The sequence below is a fragment of the Acinetobacter sp. YH12211 genome (genome assembly GCF_013418015.1).
Classification (GTDB): Bacteria; Pseudomonadota; Gammaproteobacteria; order Pseudomonadales; family Moraxellaceae; genus Acinetobacter; species Acinetobacter towneri.
The window spans coordinates 103,261-123,828 of sequence record NZ_VPCW01000008.1 but is presented as its reverse complement, the minus strand read 5'-3'; the positions used below and the strand labels follow the sequence as shown (position 1 = coordinate 123,828).

At 41.8% G+C, this 20,568-nt stretch carries 15 protein-coding genes and 1 CRISPR repeat array; of the genes, 4 read left to right on the top strand and 11 right to left on the bottom strand.

All coding sequences use genetic code 11. The features are described from left to right. Positions 1-346: integrase core domain-containing protein (locus FTU98_RS06545; protein WP_180050758.1), on the top strand; the 346-nt coding region annotated here is incomplete at its 5' end. A gap of 47 nt (positions 347-393) precedes the next feature. Then, positions 394-1,261: a CRISPR direct-repeat array (repeat unit 28 nt; unit sequence GTTTGCCATCGCCCAGATGGTTTAGAAG). A gap of 31 nt (positions 1,262-1,292) precedes the next feature. On the opposite strand, the gene FTU98_RS06540 is transcribed toward FTU98_RS06545, so the two are convergent. The 5 genes from FTU98_RS06540 to acs all read right to left on the bottom strand — a co-directional run bounded on the left by FTU98_RS06540 (position 1,293) and on the right by acs (position 10,287). Continuing rightward, on the bottom strand, positions 1,293-2,489 hold the full coding sequence (locus tag FTU98_RS06540; protein ID WP_004974289.1) for a Wadjet anti-phage system protein JetD domain-containing protein: 1,197 nt from the start codon (positions 2,487-2,489) through the stop codon (positions 1,293-1,295). Then, positions 2,482-5,859: an ATP-binding protein gene (locus tag FTU98_RS06535; protein WP_180043483.1), complete on the bottom strand. Its 3,378-nt coding sequence runs from the start codon at positions 5,857-5,859 to the stop codon at positions 2,482-2,484. The genes FTU98_RS06540 and FTU98_RS06535 overlap by 8 nt, the downstream gene beginning before the upstream one ends. After that, on the bottom strand, positions 5,847-6,680 hold the full coding sequence (locus FTU98_RS06530) for a DUF4194 domain-containing protein (protein ID WP_167846398.1): 834 nt from the start codon (positions 6,678-6,680) through the stop codon (positions 5,847-5,849). Before FTU98_RS06530 ends, FTU98_RS06535 begins: the two co-directional genes overlap by 13 nt. A 10-nt stretch (positions 6,681-6,690) precedes the next feature. Further along, the gene (locus tag FTU98_RS06525) at positions 6,691-8,151 is read right to left on the bottom strand and encodes a DUF3375 domain-containing protein (RefSeq protein WP_070155917.1); all 1,461 of its coding nucleotides are present in this window, start codon (positions 8,149-8,151) and stop codon (positions 6,691-6,693) included. Positions 8,152-8,343: 192 nt separating this feature from the next. Then, entirely contained in the window at positions 8,344-10,287 is a 1,944-nt protein-coding gene (gene acs / locus FTU98_RS06520; protein ID WP_131261198.1) for an acetate--CoA ligase, read from the bottom strand. 468 nt (positions 10,288-10,755) lie between these two features. Here acs and FTU98_RS06515 point away from each other — a divergent pair, with 468 nt between their 5' ends. Continuing rightward, positions 10,756-11,742 (top strand): mechanosensitive ion channel family protein, encoded by a 987-nt coding sequence (locus FTU98_RS06515; protein ID WP_131261199.1) that lies wholly within the window; start codon positions 10,756-10,758, stop codon positions 11,740-11,742. On the opposite strand, the gene FTU98_RS06510 is transcribed toward FTU98_RS06515, so the two are convergent. The 5 genes from FTU98_RS06510 to prfB form a co-directional block, all read right to left on the bottom strand. Next, positions 11,716-12,429, bottom strand: coding sequence for a 16S rRNA (uracil(1498)-N(3))-methyltransferase (locus FTU98_RS06510; RefSeq protein ID WP_131261200.1), 714 nt, complete (start codon positions 12,427-12,429; stop codon positions 11,716-11,718). The two genes, FTU98_RS06515 and FTU98_RS06510, sit on opposite strands and share 27 nt — an antisense overlap. Before the next feature lie 2 nt (positions 12,430-12,431). Next, complete coding sequence (locus FTU98_RS06505) at positions 12,432-13,712, bottom strand: 3-deoxy-D-manno-octulosonic acid transferase (RefSeq protein WP_167846399.1); 1,281 nt, start codon at positions 13,710-13,712, stop codon at positions 12,432-12,434. 84 nt (positions 13,713-13,796) lie between these two features. Continuing rightward, positions 13,797-14,876 carry an alkene reductase gene (locus FTU98_RS06500; RefSeq protein WP_167846400.1) on the bottom strand — a complete coding sequence of 360 codons (1,080 nt, stop codon included), beginning with the start codon at positions 14,874-14,876 and terminating at the stop codon, positions 13,797-13,799. Between the two features lie 20 nt (positions 14,877-14,896). Then, complete coding sequence (locus FTU98_RS06495) at positions 14,897-15,196, bottom strand: helix-turn-helix transcriptional regulator (protein ID WP_019837093.1); 300 nt, start codon at positions 15,194-15,196, stop codon at positions 14,897-14,899. A 157-nt stretch (positions 15,197-15,353) separates the two neighbouring features. Next, positions 15,354-16,449, bottom strand: a protein-coding gene (gene prfB, locus FTU98_RS06490) for a peptide chain release factor 2 (protein WP_104852716.1) whose coding sequence is annotated in 2 segments (ribosomal slippage) — positions 15,354-16,376 and positions 16,378-16,449 — 1,095 coding nt in all. Because the reading frame shifts where the segments join, the coding sequence is not laid out codon by codon here. A 572-nt stretch (positions 16,450-17,021) separates the two neighbouring features. Between prfB and FTU98_RS06485 the strand changes: the two genes are divergently transcribed. Then, positions 17,022-17,798 carry a putative porin gene (locus FTU98_RS06485; RefSeq protein WP_004974263.1) on the top strand — a complete coding sequence of 259 codons (777 nt, stop codon included), beginning with the start codon at positions 17,022-17,024 and terminating at the stop codon, positions 17,796-17,798. A 174-nt stretch (positions 17,799-17,972) separates the two neighbouring features. After that, entirely contained in the window at positions 17,973-18,806 is an 834-nt protein-coding gene (locus FTU98_RS06480; protein WP_167846401.1) for a putative porin, read from the top strand. A gap of 58 nt (positions 18,807-18,864) precedes the next feature. Here FTU98_RS06480 and recJ read toward each other — a convergent pair whose 3' ends face one another. Continuing rightward, positions 18,865-20,568 carry a single-stranded-DNA-specific exonuclease RecJ gene (gene recJ, locus FTU98_RS06475; protein WP_167846402.1) on the bottom strand — a complete coding sequence of 568 codons (1,704 nt, stop codon included), beginning with the start codon at positions 20,566-20,568 and terminating at the stop codon, positions 18,865-18,867.

The window sequence follows — 20,568 nt, the reverse complement described above, 5'->3', positions numbered from 1 at the left end:
AGGCATGCCAAAGAACGTGATTCATCATAGTGACAGAGGCGTGCAATATCTTTCCATTCGTTATACCAATCGTTTAGAAGCAGCAAATTTACGAGCATCAGTCGGTACGACCGGTGATTCATACGATAATGCTTTGGCTGAAACGGTGAATGGCTTATACAAAACAGAGGGGATTGAATATTTAAAAGCGGATTGGCAAGGTTTAGCGGATGTACAACTTGCGACACTAAACTGGGTAGATTGGTTCAATAAAAAGCGTGTACACAGTGCACTGGGTTATGTATCACCTTTTGAGTTTGAAGCAATGTACTATGATAAGATTAACCCGTTAGGTCAGGTGGCCTAACTTAAATAAAAAAGTCTCCGACAAACCCGGTACGGTTCACTCAATCGGTTTGCCATCGCCCAGATGGTTTAGAAGTAGATGCACGTTACAAAGACTTAGATAGTGATGTTTGCCATCGCCCAGATGGTTTAGAAGTATTCCGAACAACTTACCAGCACCCGATACAGGTTTGCCATCGCCCAGATGGTTTAGAAGTAAACAGCCATGTGCATGGAAATGTGCAATCTGTTTGCCATCGCCCAGATGGTTTAGAAGTTTTTAAAGTAGGAAGTATTAAAGCGGTTATCGTTTGCCATCGCCCAGATGGTTTAGAAGTTAAAGATGGCGAAGCATTCGCTGGCGGCGGCGTTTGCCATCGCCCAGATGGTTTAGAAGAATAATAATAAAAAAAAAGCTAGTAAGTGTCAGTTTGCCATCGCCCAGATGGTTTAGAAGTACACGGTCAAATATAGGGGGCTAATGATCACGTTTGCCATCGCCCAGATGGTTTAGAAGATTCGTAATCTACAAAAATTCGATGATACGGCGTTTGCCATCGCCCAGATGGTTTAGAAGAACATGGAACGATGCTGAGTTGGCTAACTTAAGTTTGCCATCGCCCAGATGGTTTAGAAGAGCTCCTGGAGTCATGCCAGTTGAACAGATTCGTTTGCCATCGCCTAGATGGTTTAGAAGCTGCTGCAACCTTTGTGCCAAGGTGGCTAAACGTTTGCCATCGCCTAGATGGTTTAGAAGTTTTCCGATTTCTCTTTCTCCATGCGCTGTTCGTTTGCCATCGCCTAGATGGTTTAGAAGTTTGCTGATAGCATCCTGTACCAAAGTTGCAAGTTTGCCATCGCCTAGATGGTTTAGAAGAAAACGACTAAAGCGGCATCGAATTTTCAATTGTTTGCCATCGCCTAGATGGTTTAAACATTACACCCCTTATTATCAATCAAATTAATTTTCAAAGTAACTCTAAATAACGATGCACCCAATCAACCGAAATGCGCTCTTGCTCTAAACGCCTATTTTTAAATGTCTGTGCACGCAAATCATGAAATAATTTTAACTCGTCAGCAGTGAGATATTGTGGCTCACTAAAAATAGAGTCTGGTTCATCCACCATATGATTTTGGAACTGTAACACTGTGGCTTCATCCATCATTAAAGCAATCACGTGTGGAATTTTTTGCCGAACCATACTTAAAATATTTAAACCTTCAGAGTCGATATCTCCCCAATAAAAAACCTGTTTATACTGTAACCACTTGGCCTTCATCCATGTAATATTTTTACCCCCACCACAAACCACAATACTATTTTCCAAGTAAGGGCACGCTAAACCTGACTGAATATTTTCAACTACAATTATTCGTTCCGCAGGTAACTCAAATTGATCTAGCACCTCTGTGGACAATTGAAAAACGGGGAGTCCTCCCAATTTTTCCTGCACATTTGGGCAGACGGGTTTGATCGTCAACCAACCTTTGGGGCTATCTAAGCAATCTAGCCATGCCAACAACCCTCCAGCCAGTACGATCTCATCATCATAAAGTACATTGCAAATTGCCTCCGTCAGCAATAAGTTCTGCTCAAGAAACTTCGTGTTTACAGCGCTTAATGGCAAGGCCCTTAAATAAAGCCCTGCCCCCATATTCGGTTTCAGCTGTTCAATCAGCTGAATCAACCATTGCCATTCTTGTTGGCTATAGCGTTCTATCTGCTCTAAATGATGAATTAAAGTTTGAAATAAACGGTGCTGATGACGATCATGCACAAAAGACTGCTTCAAAAAGCTGGATATTTTATCCAACCAGTTTTCAAGTTGTTGCTCTGTTCCTAAAAGCTCAGTAAGCTGCTGTAAAGAAAAAATTCGTAACTTTACTGGAACACGTTGTTCTGAAAGTTGTCGATACTGCCGTTCTTGCCATTCAACCAGTTCAGGATAAGCAAAATCTGTCCACGCTTTAAAAAAAGCATGAAAATGACCCAAATTATCTCTAGCTTGTTGGTCTGTGGGCACTTTCAGTGAAATTTCGATTGGAAAAGGACGTTGATTTAACAACCGCTGCTTTAAATTTCGACGATTTTCCCATTCTTTTTTATGCAAAATACCCAAAACGGTATTTGGAAGTAATCCCCACTTCTCAATTTTAGGCATCTAACTGCACCCCAAACTGTTGTGCCTCTCTATGCAGTTGCTGTTGTTTTTGCGCCATTTTTTCATCAATTTCCTGCCAAGTAATTTCACATAAATGACTTTCATGTTTCTCAATATCACGCTCGGCAATTAATAAAGAACGTGCTGACTCACGCGCTAAATTCAAGTTTTTATAAGGTGTGATTAAATTGACATGAATTTTCAACGCCTTAAATACTTTGAGTACTCGACGACTAACCGCTTCAGCTGTGTTTGAAAAAGCTTCATCTAAAAACACTGTACTGTAGATTGGATAATCATAGCCGTCTGGTGTTAATACATAAGCCAAACTCGCTGCCACAATGGTTCCAGCAAATGATTCTTTTTCTCCGCCAGATTTACCACTCGATGACTCCAAAACATCTCGTATTTCTTCTGTAGCCAAATCGACTTCTTCTGCATAGAAAGACATTTGATGACGAGGATCAAGTAAACGCTGGCTTTCAAAAGTATGCGCTGTAACCGAGTTACTCGCTTTTTCTAAAATAGAAATTAATTCAGCTAACTTTTTAAAACGTTGTTCATATTCAATACTATTAATACTAGATACGACCCATTTTAGTTTTTGCTCAAAATCTATGACGTGTGGATACTTTTCCTTTTTGTATCCTAGTCTTAGATAGCTGCCAGACTTAAATTCTGTACGCCGTAAAACCTGATTAATTATGGCAATACGGTCAGTAATTTCTTCTCTATCTGCCTCAAGGCGATTCTGAATCACACTTAAAGACTGCATGGTATGTTTTTGCAGACGCTGTTCAAACTGTTCAACTAAGGCAGGCAAACCTTCCTTTTCTAGTTCATGAAAATAGGCAACGCAATCATCCAATGCGGCCAAACCAACTGCCCATTCACGTTGTAATGCAATATGTGACCATTTATCCTTGCCACGAAACTGACCAATAATGTACGTTGCGCTATTTTTTGCTGAGGTATTTTGGTTGCTGGTATGTTCAATTAAACGCTCTAGCTCTTTTTCCACAGCAGTAAGATAAGCATCCTCCAACCGAGGTGTTTCTCCTATACGCTGTAGCAACAGTTCTCTGGCTTGTTCTGGGACACCTTGGTTTGCTGCCTTTTGCGCTTGTTGTTGTTGTTTTTCTGCATCACTGAGTTTCTGTTTGAGTTGCCCCCAAGTGTGTTGTAACTGCCCTTTCTGTTCCTGTAGTTGTTTTAATTCCTCTTTTGCAAGCTCCCAACGTTGTCGAGCTTGTTCAATATTGGTATCTGCCTGTTGTAAATGCTGCAAGTCATTGCTGGTCTGTTGCTGGCGCTCTGTCCAATAAGGAATATTTATCATATCCCATTGGTAACGTAACATTCGCTCCCACAAACTCTTATGCTGTGTTACCTGATCTAACACCTTACGCGATTGTGCAACACTCAAGGCATACTGTTCCAACTGTACCTCAAGTTGTTTCGCTTCATGCTTTAATAAATTTAAACGTGAAGTATTGGAAAATCCCAAACACCAAATTTTTCGATCATCAATCCGCTGTTGATCTTTTTTCTCAAAACGACCTTGCTCACGATGAATTAAGCCCTGTTGTGTCATAGAAAAAGGCGTTGTATTCATGATTGTTGTATCTGCCACACATTGCAGATCAAAGCGAAGCAGATGTTGTTTTAACCAATCACGATATGGATGCTCTCGCCAAACCAATTTCCGCAGAAAACCATTTTCTTTAAAATACACACTTTCTGTAGCATCAAGATGGATCACCTGTAAACGCACATGGGTTTTATTATGACGCGCATTCACCCATTGAGTGACCATCGAATAACGATCTTTCGGCACCAATAACGTTGTTTTTAAACCACCTAATGCTCGTTCAATTGCGCCTTGCCAGATTTTTTCAGCCTCTTTTACATCAATGAGCTCACCAATAAACATTAATTCATGTTCATCAAAATCTAAGTGCTGTCTAAGCTCATCTCTTAAACGCAATAAATGTACATCATGAATATTACTATTAGGTCTGGTTTCTATTTCCTGAATATCGCTTTGAGTTTCTTTCAGTTGCTGTTGCGTTTGTGCGTATTTGCTACTGACTTGAGCAAACTCATCTTGTCGTTGGGTTTTCTCTTGCCCAATATTTAGAAGCTGCTCATGGGCTATTTTTTGGTTATCAATTAAATTTTGCTCGGTTAAATCATCTTGCAATTGTAATTGCTGAGCATCTTCCTGATAGCGCGATGCCTCTATGGTTAATTGCTTTAACTGACGCTGTATCAGTTCTAGCTCTTTTTGTAAGTTTTCAATCCGATTACCGCCTACTTGTAAATAGTCTTCATGGCAGCGCTCTTGTCGTTTTTCCGCATCATGTTCTTGTTGTTCTAATTGCTTAAACTGCGTATGTAATCGCTGTATCTCTTGCTCCAGCTGATGTATTTTTTCAGTCCAAAACTGAACATACAATTCACCTAAATATGCAGGAAAAGCTTGTTTTTCGAGCTGTAGATTATTCAGTTGCAGAGTTAACGCTGTTATTTGAACAGCTAACTCAGGTAATTTCTGTAAATGTAGGACTTGTTCACGCGCATCTACCAAATGCTTATAGTTTGCCTCTAAGTCAGCAAACTCATTTACTGCAGTCTGTGCCAAAGCACGAACCTGGCTTGGTTCTAAAACCAACTCGCGAATTAATTTAGTCAAATCATCAATTTTCTTTAAGCCTAAAGCACGTGATAACAACGCAGGTGCATTTTTATTATCCATAAATAAATATTTACGATACATCTCCTGATAGTCTTCAAATTTGCTATCAAAATAATGCACGCGTGCATCTGTTTTAGGATTAAAATGTTGTTTTAGCTGGCGAGTATTACCGTCTGCAAATTTTTCTAACACTTCAGTCAGTTGCACATTACGACTTGCAATCATATATAAACGATTCACTTCACTCAGCGAATGTTGACCTTGTCCAACCCAAAACAATCCAATTAAAGTAATCATCGAACCGTCATCAGCGGTATATAGCGCTCTTAATGCTGTTGTCACTGCTTTTTCACGCTTATTTTTTACTCGCGTTCCAGCCCCATCATGTTCTGAACCAAAACTACCACGCATATAAGAGAGTAATGTACGGTCTGAGCGATCGCCCTGCGCAGCTGCTACGTTAAAACTAGCTTTACTTGCAGGTTGTAACAATGCCATTAAACCATCAATAAAGGTAGATTTACCTGCACCATTATCTCCCGTAATAAGTGTCCCTTCAGGATCAATACGTGCGGTATGCAAGTTATGGAAGGAGCCCCAGTTAAATACTGAAATTTCTGACAAGCGAATTTGGCCTTGTGCAAATAAAGTTGAGAGGGTCATTTCTTGCATGATGATTCTCCATATTCTTGTTCGGATTGCTGCAACTTGGCCTTTGCTGCTAATTGTTGATATTCAGATAATAAACTTTGTAAAAACTCGGCATTCACGACATAGCGGATAATTGGCGTAATTTCATAACGCCCTTCTTCACCACGCAGTCCCGTTAATACTTTTTTCTCAATAAATTTTTCTAATGCTGCATTTAGCTTTTTACGATCTTTGCTGTCATGATTCGTTAAAGGAATAAATGGAATTAAACTGCTCTGGATTCGCTCAACATCAATAATAATTTTTTGCTCACCCGCAGTTTCCCGCTCCTGATAATACTTCCGCAAAATAAGTAAAATTAAGGTGTCATATACAGTCAAAGTTCGTTTTCGTATCAGTACAGGAAAATCATCCAAAGGCTGGTTCTCATCTTCCTGTTCATCCTGAATACTTTTGAGATTGATGATATAAGCCACCCCTTGCTTGGCATCCAAAACCAACTGGATATAAACCTCTGCCAAATGTCTACGAATTTCCGCTTCATATCGGCACAATAAATCAAAAAGTTTTAAGTTTTCTGCTGCAAGAATAACCCCTTGACGCATGAGATAGACCAATACGCGTCGGGCTGCATGTGGCATAAGCGCATCTGTATCACGATCCTGAGCATGCTCCATCTCTGTTTGATTATCTGCATGTTGTTCCTCTGCCCCAGTTGTAGGAAACGAATCTTCTACAGGCTGATTAGCTTGGATTTCTATATTTTTCTCTGAATTTGAAGATGGTCTGCGTACCATTTCAAAGAAGTTGTCATGCTGTTGTATCTTATTTTCTGATTGCATCTCGATCTCCTTAAAGTGCCAGCTCATCTATATTTTTGGGAAATAAATCTGCACTCAAGTAATACACTGGAATACTGGCCTGCAAATGCACACCTGAACGATCCTTAAGTTCAACTTGCTCGGTATGCTGCATTTGTGGTGCTTTAATGGCTTTTGCTATACGCAAATAAGCAACAAGTTCTTCAAGCCCCGCTTGTAAAGGATGTTCATGTGTTAAGTGGGCAATACTCATCACTCCTTTCTGTGCGAGCGTTTGATATACTTTTTCAGCAACAGCACGAACCCGTACATTGTCTAAGTACTTCAGCATCTGATCACTAGGTTCAGTCTTGTTTTGTTGTTCTTCGACCTCACGTGTATCCATATGTTCTGTGGGACTTTTTAAAGCAAGACTTTCAGGCGAATTCAGCTGGATGGAACCCACGGCTAAATCCACTTGTACTTCTGTTTTTAAATCACACTCCGATTCCAACAATGCCACTGCATTTTTTTCTAATTCCGACAACAACTGATCAATCAAACGGTTTTCCAATGCTGCACCACTTTCAATATAAGCTCTCAAACCTTCTTCTGTACGACGTCGGACTTGGAAAACTCGGCTACTTTCGCGTCCTAACTCACGCATTAACTGACCTAAATATTTACGTTGAGATTCGCTTAATTGTTGTGCAATAGGATGATTCAAAATACTGCGTAACTGCTCTCTAAACTCAGTAGAACGATCTTGATCCTGAAGTAATTGACAAAACCCATCAAAAGCACTGCCTGCATCACTTTGGGCAAGCAACTGCTCTTTTTCCATTAAGCTCAGCAATACTTCTCCACGTGAATAAGCACCACTAATCATATCTAGACGCAACTCTTTATCTCGTAGACGAATCTCATCTTCGACCCGTCTAAAATCGCCTGTAAGAATGGAAGCAAGTTGATAAATTTCTCGTATTCTTTCTTTTTGTTCTGATTCTTCTAATTGTGTAACAACACCCGCCAACAAAGCATCTATTTCATTTTGAATCACTAATTTTTTTTGTTCGAGCAACTCCACTCGTTCTTCAATATTTTCACTCAATGCGACCACAAAATCACGAACCGCATCCTGCACAATTCTTAAATGTGATGCTGTGGTATGGGTTGCTCGCTCATCCAAGCCCTGACAAAAACGTAATACGGTTTCGCTAATATCCGTTTTACTCAGCTTGCCATCTATTTCTCTGAGCCAGCCTGAATGAATCCAATGATTTAAATAATGCGCTGCATTATTTTCTGTCTGCCAAATACCCTGCTCACGACTAGATTTAATCAACTCATCCAAGACATTTCTTGCACGGCCATAAGGGACTTCATTTTGTTCTGCAAATAAGTCAACAATGAACGCTAAAATATGTGGTGCGTTATCTGCTCTTAATAATTTCCAAATTGAGTTTTCATGATATAAACGCCGATACTTGGCCTGTAACCCTAGAATATTCATGCCATTCCACATCATCTGTATGATGGTTATTTATTCTACAGTTATTTTTTAATCACCCAAGCAAATTACCAAGCAAGACGACACGAGTTGTCGCATAAAGTAAGATGATATAAACAATCACCTTACTTCATCGAAAAAAATAAAAAACAAACCTTATCTAACTTCTTTGTGTACAGTGACAGTAACCTTAACCTACCTCTCCCCATACACCGTTGCAATCAAATGCTCCACCACTTGCGGCTCAGCCAAAGTCGAAGTATCTCCTAAACTATCCAATTCATTCGCTGCAATTTTCCGCAAAATACGGCGCATGATTTTACCTGAGCGGGTTTTAGGTAAAGCAGGTGCCCAATGCAGCGCATCAGGCGTTGCCACAGGCCCCAAAATTTTGCGAACCCAATTGACTAATTCTTCACGCAATTCCTCTGACTCGGGTGTACCAACTTGCAAAGTTACAAAGGTGCAAATCCCCTGTCCTTTAATCTCATGGGGCATACCCACCACTGCCGCTTCAGCCACAGCTTCATGCGCTACTAGGGCACTTTCAATTTCCGCAGTACCTAAACGGTGCCCCGAAATATTCAAGACATCATCCACACGCCCTGTAATCCAGTAATAGCCATCTTCATCACGGCGTGCACCATCTCCTGTAAAATACGCACCCGGATAGGTCGAAAAATACGCTTCAATAAAACGTGCAGGGTCGCCCCAAATACCGCGCATTTGCCCTGGCCATGAATCTTTCATAATTAAATTGCCTTCGGTCGCGCCTTCCAGTTCATTACCTTCGGCATCGACAATAGCAGGTTGCACGCCAAATAATGGGCGGGTTGCCGAACCGGGTTTCAGTGGCGTTGCACCCGGCAATGCTGAAATTAATATGCCCCCAGTTTCGGTTTGCCACCATGTATCTACAATTGGGCAACGTCCTTCACCTACTACGTTGTAATACCAGTTCCATGCTTCAGGATTAATTGGCTCACCGACTGAACCAAGTAAACGCAAGCTGCTGCGGTCACTTTCACGTACAAAACGATCTCCCTCTCGCATCATGGCGCGAATGGCAGTCGGCGCGGTATATAAAATGGTGATGTTGTGTTTATCAACAATATGCCCTGTGCGCGCCCAGCTTGGATAGTTCGGCACCCCTTCAAACATCACGGTAGATGTACCATTCGACAATGGCCCGTATAAGACATAAGAATGCCCTGTAATCCAGCCTACATCTGCGGTACACCAAAACACATCATCCTGTTTCAGGTCAAAGACTTCTCGGAACGTGCTATTCACATAGGTCAAATAACCGCCTGTGGTATGCAAAACACCTTTGGGTTTTCCAGTCGAACCCGAAGTATATAAAATGAATAATGGGTCTTCGGCATTCATCGGCTCGGGTGGGCAGATGTCATTGACCGACATAATTTCCATGTGATACCACACGTCGCGTTCAGGTAACATCTCAATAGGATTTCCTGTACGGTGCACCACAATCACATTTTGCACACAGTCGGTACCTGCTACTTTTAGAGCAGCATCAACATTGGCTTTTAAATAAATTGGCTTGCCACCACGCATGGCCGAGTCTGCAGTGACAATTAACTTGGCCTGACAGTCTTCAATTCGGCTAGCCAAAGCATCGGGAGAAAAACCACCAAAAACCACACAATGCACTGCACCAATCCGCGCGCAGGCTAGCATGGCAATCGCAGCTTCGGAAACCATTGGCATGTACAGCACCACCCGATCACCTTTTTGCACCCCGTTCTTTTTCAGCACGTTGGCAAAACGACAGGTTTCATCATGCAAAGAAGCAAAAGAAACCACTTTATGCCGAGATGGATGATCTCCTTCCCAAATAATTGCAGGTTTATGCGGATGTTCTTTTAAATGACGGTCTAAGCAATTGGCACTGACATTCAGTTGCCCATCGGCAAACCATTCAATTTTAAAATGCTCGGGGTCAAAGTTGGTATTTTTGACTTGGGTAAAAGGTTTAATCCAATCTAAGCGTTGGGCCTGCTCTGCCCAATAAGTATCAGGGTCATCTATAGATTGTTGATAGCGTTGAAAATATTCTGCCTCAGTGGTGCGGGCAGTCTTTTTAAATTCATCTGGAACAGGATATACGTCTTTCATCTGCTACTTCCTTGATGTTCTTGCATCTCATCACGAGATGTATGCCACGTTATTGATTATTATTTCTGCATATTCACAGTATGAACTTTCTTTTTTATGGCTCACCATTCGGCTTTAGTCGCATAAATTTTATACAAACAATAGCATGCCAAAGCGTTGATCGAATGCCATATTCTTGCATTCATACTTTCAGGTTTACATTCCACTGTACTGCGCATTGCATTATTTTTAAAGAAAATATCGTCTAATAACCGTGAGTATTAACATTTTTTTACGCAGCCAATCATTCATACCTGCGACCCTGTCTTACAGATAAAACCACATACAACTCGCAGTTTAAATGCTACAAAATAGTACGCTCATCACTTCTATCCAAGTTGTCTAAAATACTGGCAAGTAAGCATTGCTCATTAACCAAATTGAGTTTTTCAGGCAAAATAGTCGCTTCATTTTGAATTCGGAATTATCGTGGCAGAATCCAAACCCTCACTCAGTGAAGTTTCTGAAAACACCAGTCAGCTGTTGCAGGAAGCCACTGAAAAAACCACGCAAACCGTGATCAATCATACGGCCAAGTACAATGACGCCTACTCCACCATCGACAAAATTATGGAAGGATTTTGGGAACGTGTGCCGTATTTGATGATTGCAGCCGTGGTGCTGATTCTGTTTTGGCTGCTTGCCCGACTGTTTAAATGGTTTATTCGCAAGACCCTGAACAATCGTTCCTATACCCGACAAAATTTGGTTTTGGTGCTGAATCGGGTCGGTAGCTCTGCAATTATTTTCTTTGGTTTTCTAATTGCGATGGTGATTGCAATTCCAGGTTTTACCCCAAGCCAACTGATGAGTGCTTTAGGTCTAGGCTCCGTGGCAATTGGTTTTGCTTTTAAAGATATTTTCCAGAATTTATTATCGGGTGTGCTCATTTTGATTGGAGAACCATTTAAAATTGGTGATGACATCATCGTGAATAATATGGAAGGTACGGTAGAAGATATTCAGATTCGTGCCACCTTCCTGCGCTCTCCCGATGGGCGTCGAATCGTGATTCCAAATGCTACGGTGTATACCAGTGCCGTAACGGTCAATACGGCTTATACCCGTCGTCGTTGCGAGTTTGTGGTCGGTATTGGTTATGAAGATGACGTACAAAAAGCCAAAGATATTATTTTGGCCATTTTAGACCGTGACATAAAAATCTTGAGCCAACCTGCATTTAGCGTCAATGTCACTGCCTTGGCCGATTTTTCGATTAATTTAAATGTGCGTTGGTGGGTAAATACGACGGAAACCACCACTTCAGCATCCATCAGTGAAGTGCAAGAACGGGTAATTGCCGCTTTTGCCGAACATCACATTTCGATTCCTTATCCTGTGCAGGAAGTGAAAGTTTATCGTGGTGATGCAGCAGTCAATGAAGATGATTCAGCCCGCACTAAACAAACGCCCTAAAACATAAGCAATCACAGTTTCAGTACGAATAATACGGTTGCCCAAGTGCCGCGCTTGGCAGCCGTTTTTTTCGAGCAAATCAATTTCGTAGGGAATAAATCCACCTTCTGGGCCAATCACAATACTGCATGGATGTTGGATGGCATGTGGCATAGCTTGATCGGTATAAGGATGCGCCACATAAGCAGAACAATCGGCAGAAATCAAACCAGGTAAAACATCTTCCACAAAGGGTTTAAAGCGTTTATAAAGTTGGATCTCAGGTGCAATGGTATCGCCTGCTTGTTCCAAGCCCAAAGTTACATATTGATCGAGCTGCTGCAAAAATGGCGTTTGCCAATAGCTTTTATCAACCCGATAGCTGTGCAGTAAAATAATTTTTTCCACACCTAACGTCACGCTATCCATAATTAAACGACGCAATACTTTGGGGCGCGGCAAAGCCACAATCAGGGTCACAGGCAGTTTTTTTGGGACAGCTTCTTCATGCAGGGCTTTGACTTGAATTCGCTGCTCGCTGACTTCCACCACTTCGGTCAAATAACGCTTGCCACCACGAATCCCGACTTTCAAGGTGTCACCGACTTGCACACCAACATGCGTATGCAAATGCTGCACTTGCCGCTGGGTGCTAATAGACCACACTTCATTTGTGGTCTGTCGCGGGTCAAGCAAAACGATATTCATATTTAAAGATACTGATTAATCACGTGAATATGCTCAGTTAAAGAGCCACGATTTTTATACATAATCACTTGAGCATTTTGATTCAGCTGTGCACGTAACGCAGGTTCAAACAACAATTGCGTTAACGTATTTACAGCTTGTTCAGCATTTTCGACCACATACACGGCTTCTGCTGCAACAAACTCATCCACAATACTTTGAAAGTTAAAATAATTTTTGCCCAATACCGTGGCGACATTTAAGGCCAAAGGCTCTAAAATATTATGCCCACCGCCAGGTTCATTCAGCGAACCACCGACATAACAGGCCTGACTTAAGGCGTACCACAACCACATTTCACCCATGCTATCGGCTAAATACACTTGTGTTTCAGGTTGAATCGCTTCAGCCAAGCTACGGCGCTGCATATTAAGTTGCAGTTTTTGTACCTGCATAGCCACTTCATCAAAACGCTCTGGATGGCGCGGCACAACAATACATAACAGTTCAGGATGCTGTGCGAAATAAGGTTTCAGTGCAGTCAATAATTGCTGTTCTTCAGGCGCATGGGTACTGGCAAGGGTAATAATTTTGCGATGTACCAATTGCCATGTCTGTTGCAACTGCGCGGCTTGCTCTACAAAATCTTCTGGTGCAGTAATATCAAATTTAATATTACCCACCACTTTTGTACGCTCGGCAGGCATCCCCAATGCAATAAAACGCTGCTGTGTGGCAGGGTCTTGCGCCAAAAGTTGCTGCAATTTTTGCAACATGCCGCGAGTTAATCCTTTAACTTTGGCATAACCTTTGGCCGATTTTTCCGAAAGCCGCGCATTAATCAACAAACACGGGACTTGAAAATGCTGCGCCTGATCAATCAAATTAGGCCACAATTCTGTTTCGACCAGTGCCAATAATTTAGGCTGATATTTCTGATAAAACTCACGAATTAAATGTACCTGATCGGCAGGTAAATACACAGCTTGAAATAAATCTAAATACGGTGCTTTTAAAAATAATGATTTGGCGCGTGCCTGCCCTGTTTTGGTGGTATTGGTGACTAAAACAGGATGCCCCGCTTTTAAATAATGTTCAATTAGAGGTTGCGCGGCATTGGTTTCTCCCACCGACACCACATGAAACCAAATGGCATGTAAATTTTTAGCGGGCTGAAATGGGCCAAAACGCTCAAGCAGTTCTTGTTGTAATTGCTCAGGATGTTCGGCACGTTTACGAATACGTGACTGATAAATCGGTTTTAACAGCGCCAAGGCTGCGTTATACCAAAATGGAGTAGCCAAAAGATGCGCCCCAAAGAAAGATTATCGGCAAAATATAACAGAGCCACACGCGCATGTTAATTGCATGTGGCGCTATACTGGCTTTTATTCTACAGCGTGTTGTGTTTCCGCCAAAGTTGGATAATCGATATAGCCTTCTGCAACGGCTGTACCAATCATGTTTTCCAGCTTGAGTTCGTTTAAAGGTACATCTGCCAATAAACGCTCATACAAGTCTGGATTGGCAATATACGCCTTACCAAATGACACCGCATCGGCCTTGCCCGAAGCCAATAATTCCACGGCATCAGCACGACTTAAACGCATGTTCGCGATATATGGCACACCGCCTGAACGTACTTTCATTTCTTGGGAAATGCTGTCTTCGGCTAAATATTCGCGGGTAAAGAAAAAGGCGATTTTACGCTGCCCCAATTGCTGCATGACATAGCCAAAGGTTTCACGTGGATCATCATCTCCCATGTCGTGCTCATCGCCACGTGGTGCTAAATGCACACCGACTCGACCTGCGCCCCAGACTTCAATTAAGGCGTCCATCACTTCTAACAAGAAACGCGCACGATTTTCAACCGAACCACCGTATTCATCGTCACGTTGGTTGGTTTTGCTTTGCAGGAATTGATCAATCAAATAACCATTGGCTGCATGCAACTCTACCCCATCAAATCCTGCTTCTTTGGCACGGATGGCGGCTTGTTTATATTGCTCGGTAATGGTGTGGATTTCTGCAATTTCTAAGGCACGTGGCAACACATATTCACGTTTAGGACGCAACAAACTGACATAACCCGCTTGTTGTACCGCACTTGCCGATACTGGTGTTGCGCCATTGAGTAAATTTGGATGTGAAACACGACCTACATGCCACAGTTGCGCCACAATCAAACCACCTTTGGCATGCACGGCATCGGTAACGAGTTTCCAACCCTGCACTTGAGCATCGGTAAACAATCCTGGGGTATTTAAATAACCATTGGCTTCTTCAGAAATTACCGTTGCTTCTGAAAGAATCAAACCTGCACTGGCACGCTGTACATAATATTCTGCCATCATTGGCGTTGGAACACGGTCATCGCTGGCGCGGCTACGGGTTAAAGGTGCCATCACCACACGGTTTTTTAGATGCAGATCACCCAAAACTAAAGGAGAGTCTAATTCAGCCATTTTTGCCTCTAATCTCACAGTTAAAGTGAGTGTTTTAAATATTCGACATATTGCTGAATGAGTGCTTCATTACGAGAAAAATACGACCATTGTCCATATTTTTCTGCACGAATAAGACCTGCCTGTTGCAGTACCGATAAATGATTTGACATGGTCGATTGCGACACGTTGCCCAAACGCTCAATGTGTCCTGCACATACGCCACGCTTAAAGTCGCCACACTCATCTACCGACAAAAATTGTTCTGGTGCTTTTAACCATTCTAAAATTTGCCGACGGGTAGGATTGGCTAAGGCTTTAAAGATTAAATCGACATCCATCATTCAGACACATATTCGTAAATATAAGCCCAATTCAGCAGCTGCTTTTAATATATCGTATTTTTTCGATATTAATATCGTTTTTTTACGATTTATATAATTTTTTAAGCAACTTCACTGAATTGGGCAGGCTCATTAGGATCTTACAGACCGTAACTTATAGACCCTGCTTTAAACTGGCTTCAATAAACTTGTCTAAATCACCATCTAAAACCGCACCTGTATTTGAAGTTTCCACGCCTGTACGCAAGTCTTTAATACGTGAATCATCCAATACATAAGAGCGAATTTGGCTGCCCCAACCAATATCAGACTTCGAGTCTTCTAAAGCTTGAGCCGCCTCATTACGTTTACTCATTTCCAGTTCATACAACTTAGCACGTAACTGTTTCCACGCATGGTCACGGTTGGCGTGTTGCGAACGCTGGTTCTGACATGCCACCACAATACCTGTAGGTGCGTGGGTTAAACGTACCGCAGAGTCAGTTTTGTTAATGTGCTGACCACCCGCACCTGAAGCACGGTAAGTATCGGTACGAACATCGGCAGGGTTAATATCAATTTCAATGTTGTCATCAACTTCTGGCGAAACAAACACCGCAGAGAATGACGTATGACGACGGTTACCTGAGTCAAATGGCGATTTACGCACTAAACGATGCACGCCCGATTCGGTACGCAACCAACCATACGCATATTCACCTTCAACGCGAATAGTCGCAGATTTAATCCCTGCTACATCACCATCCGACTCTTCCATCAATTCTGCTTTAAAGCCGTGACGTTCAATCCAACGCATATACATACGCAACAGCATCGATGCCCAGTCTTGTGCTTCTGTACCACCCGAACCTGCCTGAATTTCGACATAGCATGGGTTTGGATCCATTGGATTGCTGAACATACGGCGGAATTCTAATTTCGCCAGTTCTTCTTCTGCAGAAGTCAATTCAGACTGCACATCCACCAATAAATCTTCATCATCGGCTTCAACGGCTAAATCCAGCATGGCTTGGGCATCTTCTAACTGGGTCGCCAAACCTTCTAGAACATGAATCACGTTTTCAAGCTCGCCCTTTTCTTTGGCCATGGCTTGCGCACGACTTTGATCATTCCAGATTGCAGGATCTTCTAACTCGCGGAGAACCTCTTCTAAACGCTCTTTTTTCAGATCGTAGTCAAAGATACCCCCGTAGTGTTTGACCACGTTCGTTCAAGTCTTTTAATTGGTTTAGATAAGGATTAATTTCCACGTAAATTCTCTCAATTAACAATGAAGCTTATTAACTGATAATTTTAGCACAGACATGTTCTGGCATTTCTATCCTGCTGTAAATTCCAGCATAACTTTTCAGCTTTTATAAGTTGAATGCTAAATGTGGTTAAAAATAAAGATCGCTTTAAACTTTTAAAGTGAAAGCCTGATGATATCCAACCTAAAATAGCATGCACGATTAACACGGATATTTATCTTAATGGCCGATCTATCGCCCTGATTTTTTGCCTGACACATTCAGCTGAAAACATGCTTAAAAAGTGGTGTATGGTAATTGCTTCAACCCGCCAAAATAAAACAAAGATGAAACAAGTTTGATGATTTAATGATCAACTTTAGTAAAATTCACAAAATACACATAGTTTTAATAAAACAAAACATTTAATTATTTCATTTTTATTTCAATCACTTAAACTCAAAATATTACACAAATTTACGCTTGTAACAAAGCGGCAACTTTCCTGTGATTGACGCTGATTTTTTTTCGCCTAGACTAAAAGTTGTAACAAAAAGTTTAACTGTTAACCAGATTTCAGAGGGGTACTTTCCATGAAAAAATTAGCAATCGCATCAGCCCTACTTTCAGCTTTGGCTATCACTGGTACTGCGAACGCATACCAAGCTGAAATTGGTGCATCAGCAGGACTGATTGATCCAGACAACGGCAGTTCAAGCGGTTCATTCGGTGTAGATGGTACTTATTACTTTAACCCTGTACAAACCCGTAATGCACCTTTGGCAGAAGCAGCGTTCCTTGATCGTGCTAGCAACGTAAATGCCAAATACCAATATGACGAAGTTGGCGACAATGAAGCGCATACTTACGGCGTAGGTGCAGAGTACTTTGTACCGAATTCAGACTTTTACTTAAGTGGTAATGTGAGCGGTCATGACTTGAAAGACAATGATGACCTAAACAATGATTTAACCACCTATGGTGCAGAAGTTGGTTATTTACCAGCACCAGGCTTGTTAATCGCAGCAGGTCTTAAAGGTTGGGATAATGACCGTGATGATGGTGTAGACCCGACTTTACGTGCTAAATACGTAACTACACTTTCGAATGGTAAAGACATCAACCTTGAAGCAGGTGCTGCTTTTGGTGATCTCGATGAATACAATCTTGCTGCGGATTACTTCATTGATAAAACGCTAAGTGTAGGTGTCGATTATTACAGCAACGATATCAACGATAATGATGAGTTTGGTGTGAGTGCACGTAAATTCTTTACACCACAAGTCAGTTTGGAAGGTCGTGTAGGCTTTGGTGAAGTTGGTAATGCTGACTACAACCGCTTTGGTGTCGCTGCGAAATATCGCTTCTAAGCTTAAGTCTAATTCCTTACTCAAATAGCACCCTTCTTCGGAAGGGTGCTTTTTTATGCACTAAAATAAAGCAGTTAGGTAGAAATAGTGCATTGACGTGCTGAGTATTTTCCGTACAATCAGCAACAACTGTAACAAAACAGTCATATTTCTATAACAGAGGGAATCTCAATAATGTTTAAAAAACTTGCGCTTGCAACTGCTCTTCTAGCTGGTTTAAGTACTGCTCATGCGTATCAATTTGAAATCAATGGGGGTTATGAAAACACTGATTTAGAAGAAAGCAGTGATTTAGATACATTCTTTATTAATGGCAAATATTATTTAAATGGTGTTCAAGTCAAAAATGCACCTTTAGCTGAAGCTGCTTTTTTATCTAAAGCAAGCAATATCGGTTTAGGTTACGTTAATTCTAACCTTGATGTCACTGATGTTGAGCTTGAAATCGATAGCGTTGGTATTTCTGGTGAATTCTTTATTCCAAATACTCAATTCTACGTATCAGGAAAATTAAACCGTTCTGAAATTACAATCGAAGATGATGAAGATTCGATCTCGGCAGACAACACAGGTTATGCACTGGAAGTGGGTTATTTACCAATCAATGGTTTGTTATTAGCAGCTGGTGTTGCAAAAGAAAATATTGACCCAATCCAAGCAAGCCAAATCGGTTTTATCAACAGCTTTACAAATGTTTGGACTGCTGAAGATGATACTATTGCAACACTTCGCGCAAAATATGTCACTCAAATTGGTAACTATTATACTAATTTTGAAGGTGCAACCTATTTTGCAGATGAAACAGTATATCGTCTAGGTGCAGACCTTTATATCGACCCAACTTTAAGCGTTGGTGTTTCTTTTGCAGATTCAACAGAAGAAGATTTTGATACTATCTTTAATGTACGTGCACAAAAATTCTTTACCCCAGCATTTGCTGTAGGTGTGAATTACACGACAACTGATGGTGCGGACTCTTACGGCATCAATGGTACATTCCGCTTCTAATCCCTTACATTAAAAGCAAAAAAATCCGCTCAAATTTGAGCGGATTTTTTTATTTGGATTACTGCTCCAAATGCACAATCTGCAGTTGTAAACTAACATTGCCATTAAACACATTGCGCTCTAACTCATAAACCAAACGCACATCATCCCGCATCGGGTTAAATTCAAATTTATCTTTAGCACCAAACGCAATCGCATCAACCACTTGCCCATTGTCCAATGCCAAACGCAATTTTAAATGACTGTCCTTCAACCATCTAAAATCAACCACTTTAAACCGTCCCTCAAACACAGGCTGCGGAAACTTTTGTCCCCACGGCGCCAACTGCTGCAATAAATCTACCGTGTGTAAATCAAAAGCTTCTTGCGGCAATTCACCATCTGTCCATAGCACAGCATGAAATAAATCCGCATCCATTTGCGCAATGATCTGTTCAAAGACCTGTTTAAATTCTGCAAAGTGCGCCTTTTGAATGGTCAAACCTGCCGCAGCCGCATGCCCACCAAAATGACTAACCAAGTGTGGATATTGTTCTGCAACCAATTCTATAGTGTCACGTATGTGAATCCCCTCAATTGAACGAGCAGAGCCTTTAATATGCTCACCATCTTCATCGGCAGCAAATACAATCGCAGGGCGATGAAACTGTTCTTTTAAGCGTCCTGCGACAATTCCAATCACACCTTGGTGCCAATGTTCTTCAAACAGGATCAAGGCATGCGGTAAATCGCTTTGATCTAACTGCAGCTTTTCCAACTCTGCCAGCGCATCCTGTTTAATTTGCCCTTCAACCTGACGGCGTTCCTGATTCAAAGCATTTAACTGACGCGCCAAAGCATAAGCACTTTGCATATCCGCTGCCAGTAAACACTCGATTCCAATGTCCATGGTTTCCATGCGCCCTGCAGCATTGATACGTGGCCCCAAGACAAAACCCAAATCCTGCGCTTTGAGCTGTGCGGGTTCACGTCCTGCCAAATCCAGCAATGCGCTAATCCCAGGACGACATAAATTCTGCTGTATCCGTTTCAAGCCTGCATCCACCAAAATACGGTTGTTATAATCCAGACTAGCGACATCGGCATAGGTGCCCAAGGCCACCAAATCTAAATATTGCGTTAAATTTGCAGCAGATTTACCCTGTTTTTTACGCTGACTGGATAAGTTGGCCAACACATAAAATGCCACGCCCACACCTGCCAAGGCTTTACTTGGGAAATCACAACCCAATTGATTCGGATTCACCACAGCCTCTGCATTTGGAGTGGCTTTTGTGGTGAGGTGGTGATCGGTAATGATGACCTGCATCCCCAAAGCTTGCGCACGCTCCACACCTTCATGACTGGAAATTCCGTTATCTACCGTAATTAATAAATCAGGTGCATAACGCTCAAAAGCCAAATCGGCAATGGCGGGGGTTAAGCCATAACCATATTTAAAACGGTCAGGTACTAAATACTGCACGTGTGCGCCCATTTCGCGCAATGCCAAAATCATAAGTGTGGTACTGGTCGCGCCATCGGCATCGTAATCGCCCACAATTACAATTTTTTTCTGCTGATCAATCGCCTGATCCATCAGCTGAATTGCTTCTGGTAGACCTTTCATGCTTGGAGCAAGCAAGTGCTTCAGTTTAAGTTCCAGCTCCTGCTCAGACGCAACGCCACGGCGCGCTAAAATTTGGGCAACAAATGTAGAGACGCCCTGAAAGTTTTCAGGGCGTGTAAGTAAAGGTCTTTGCTTTATTAGAATTTTTGACAT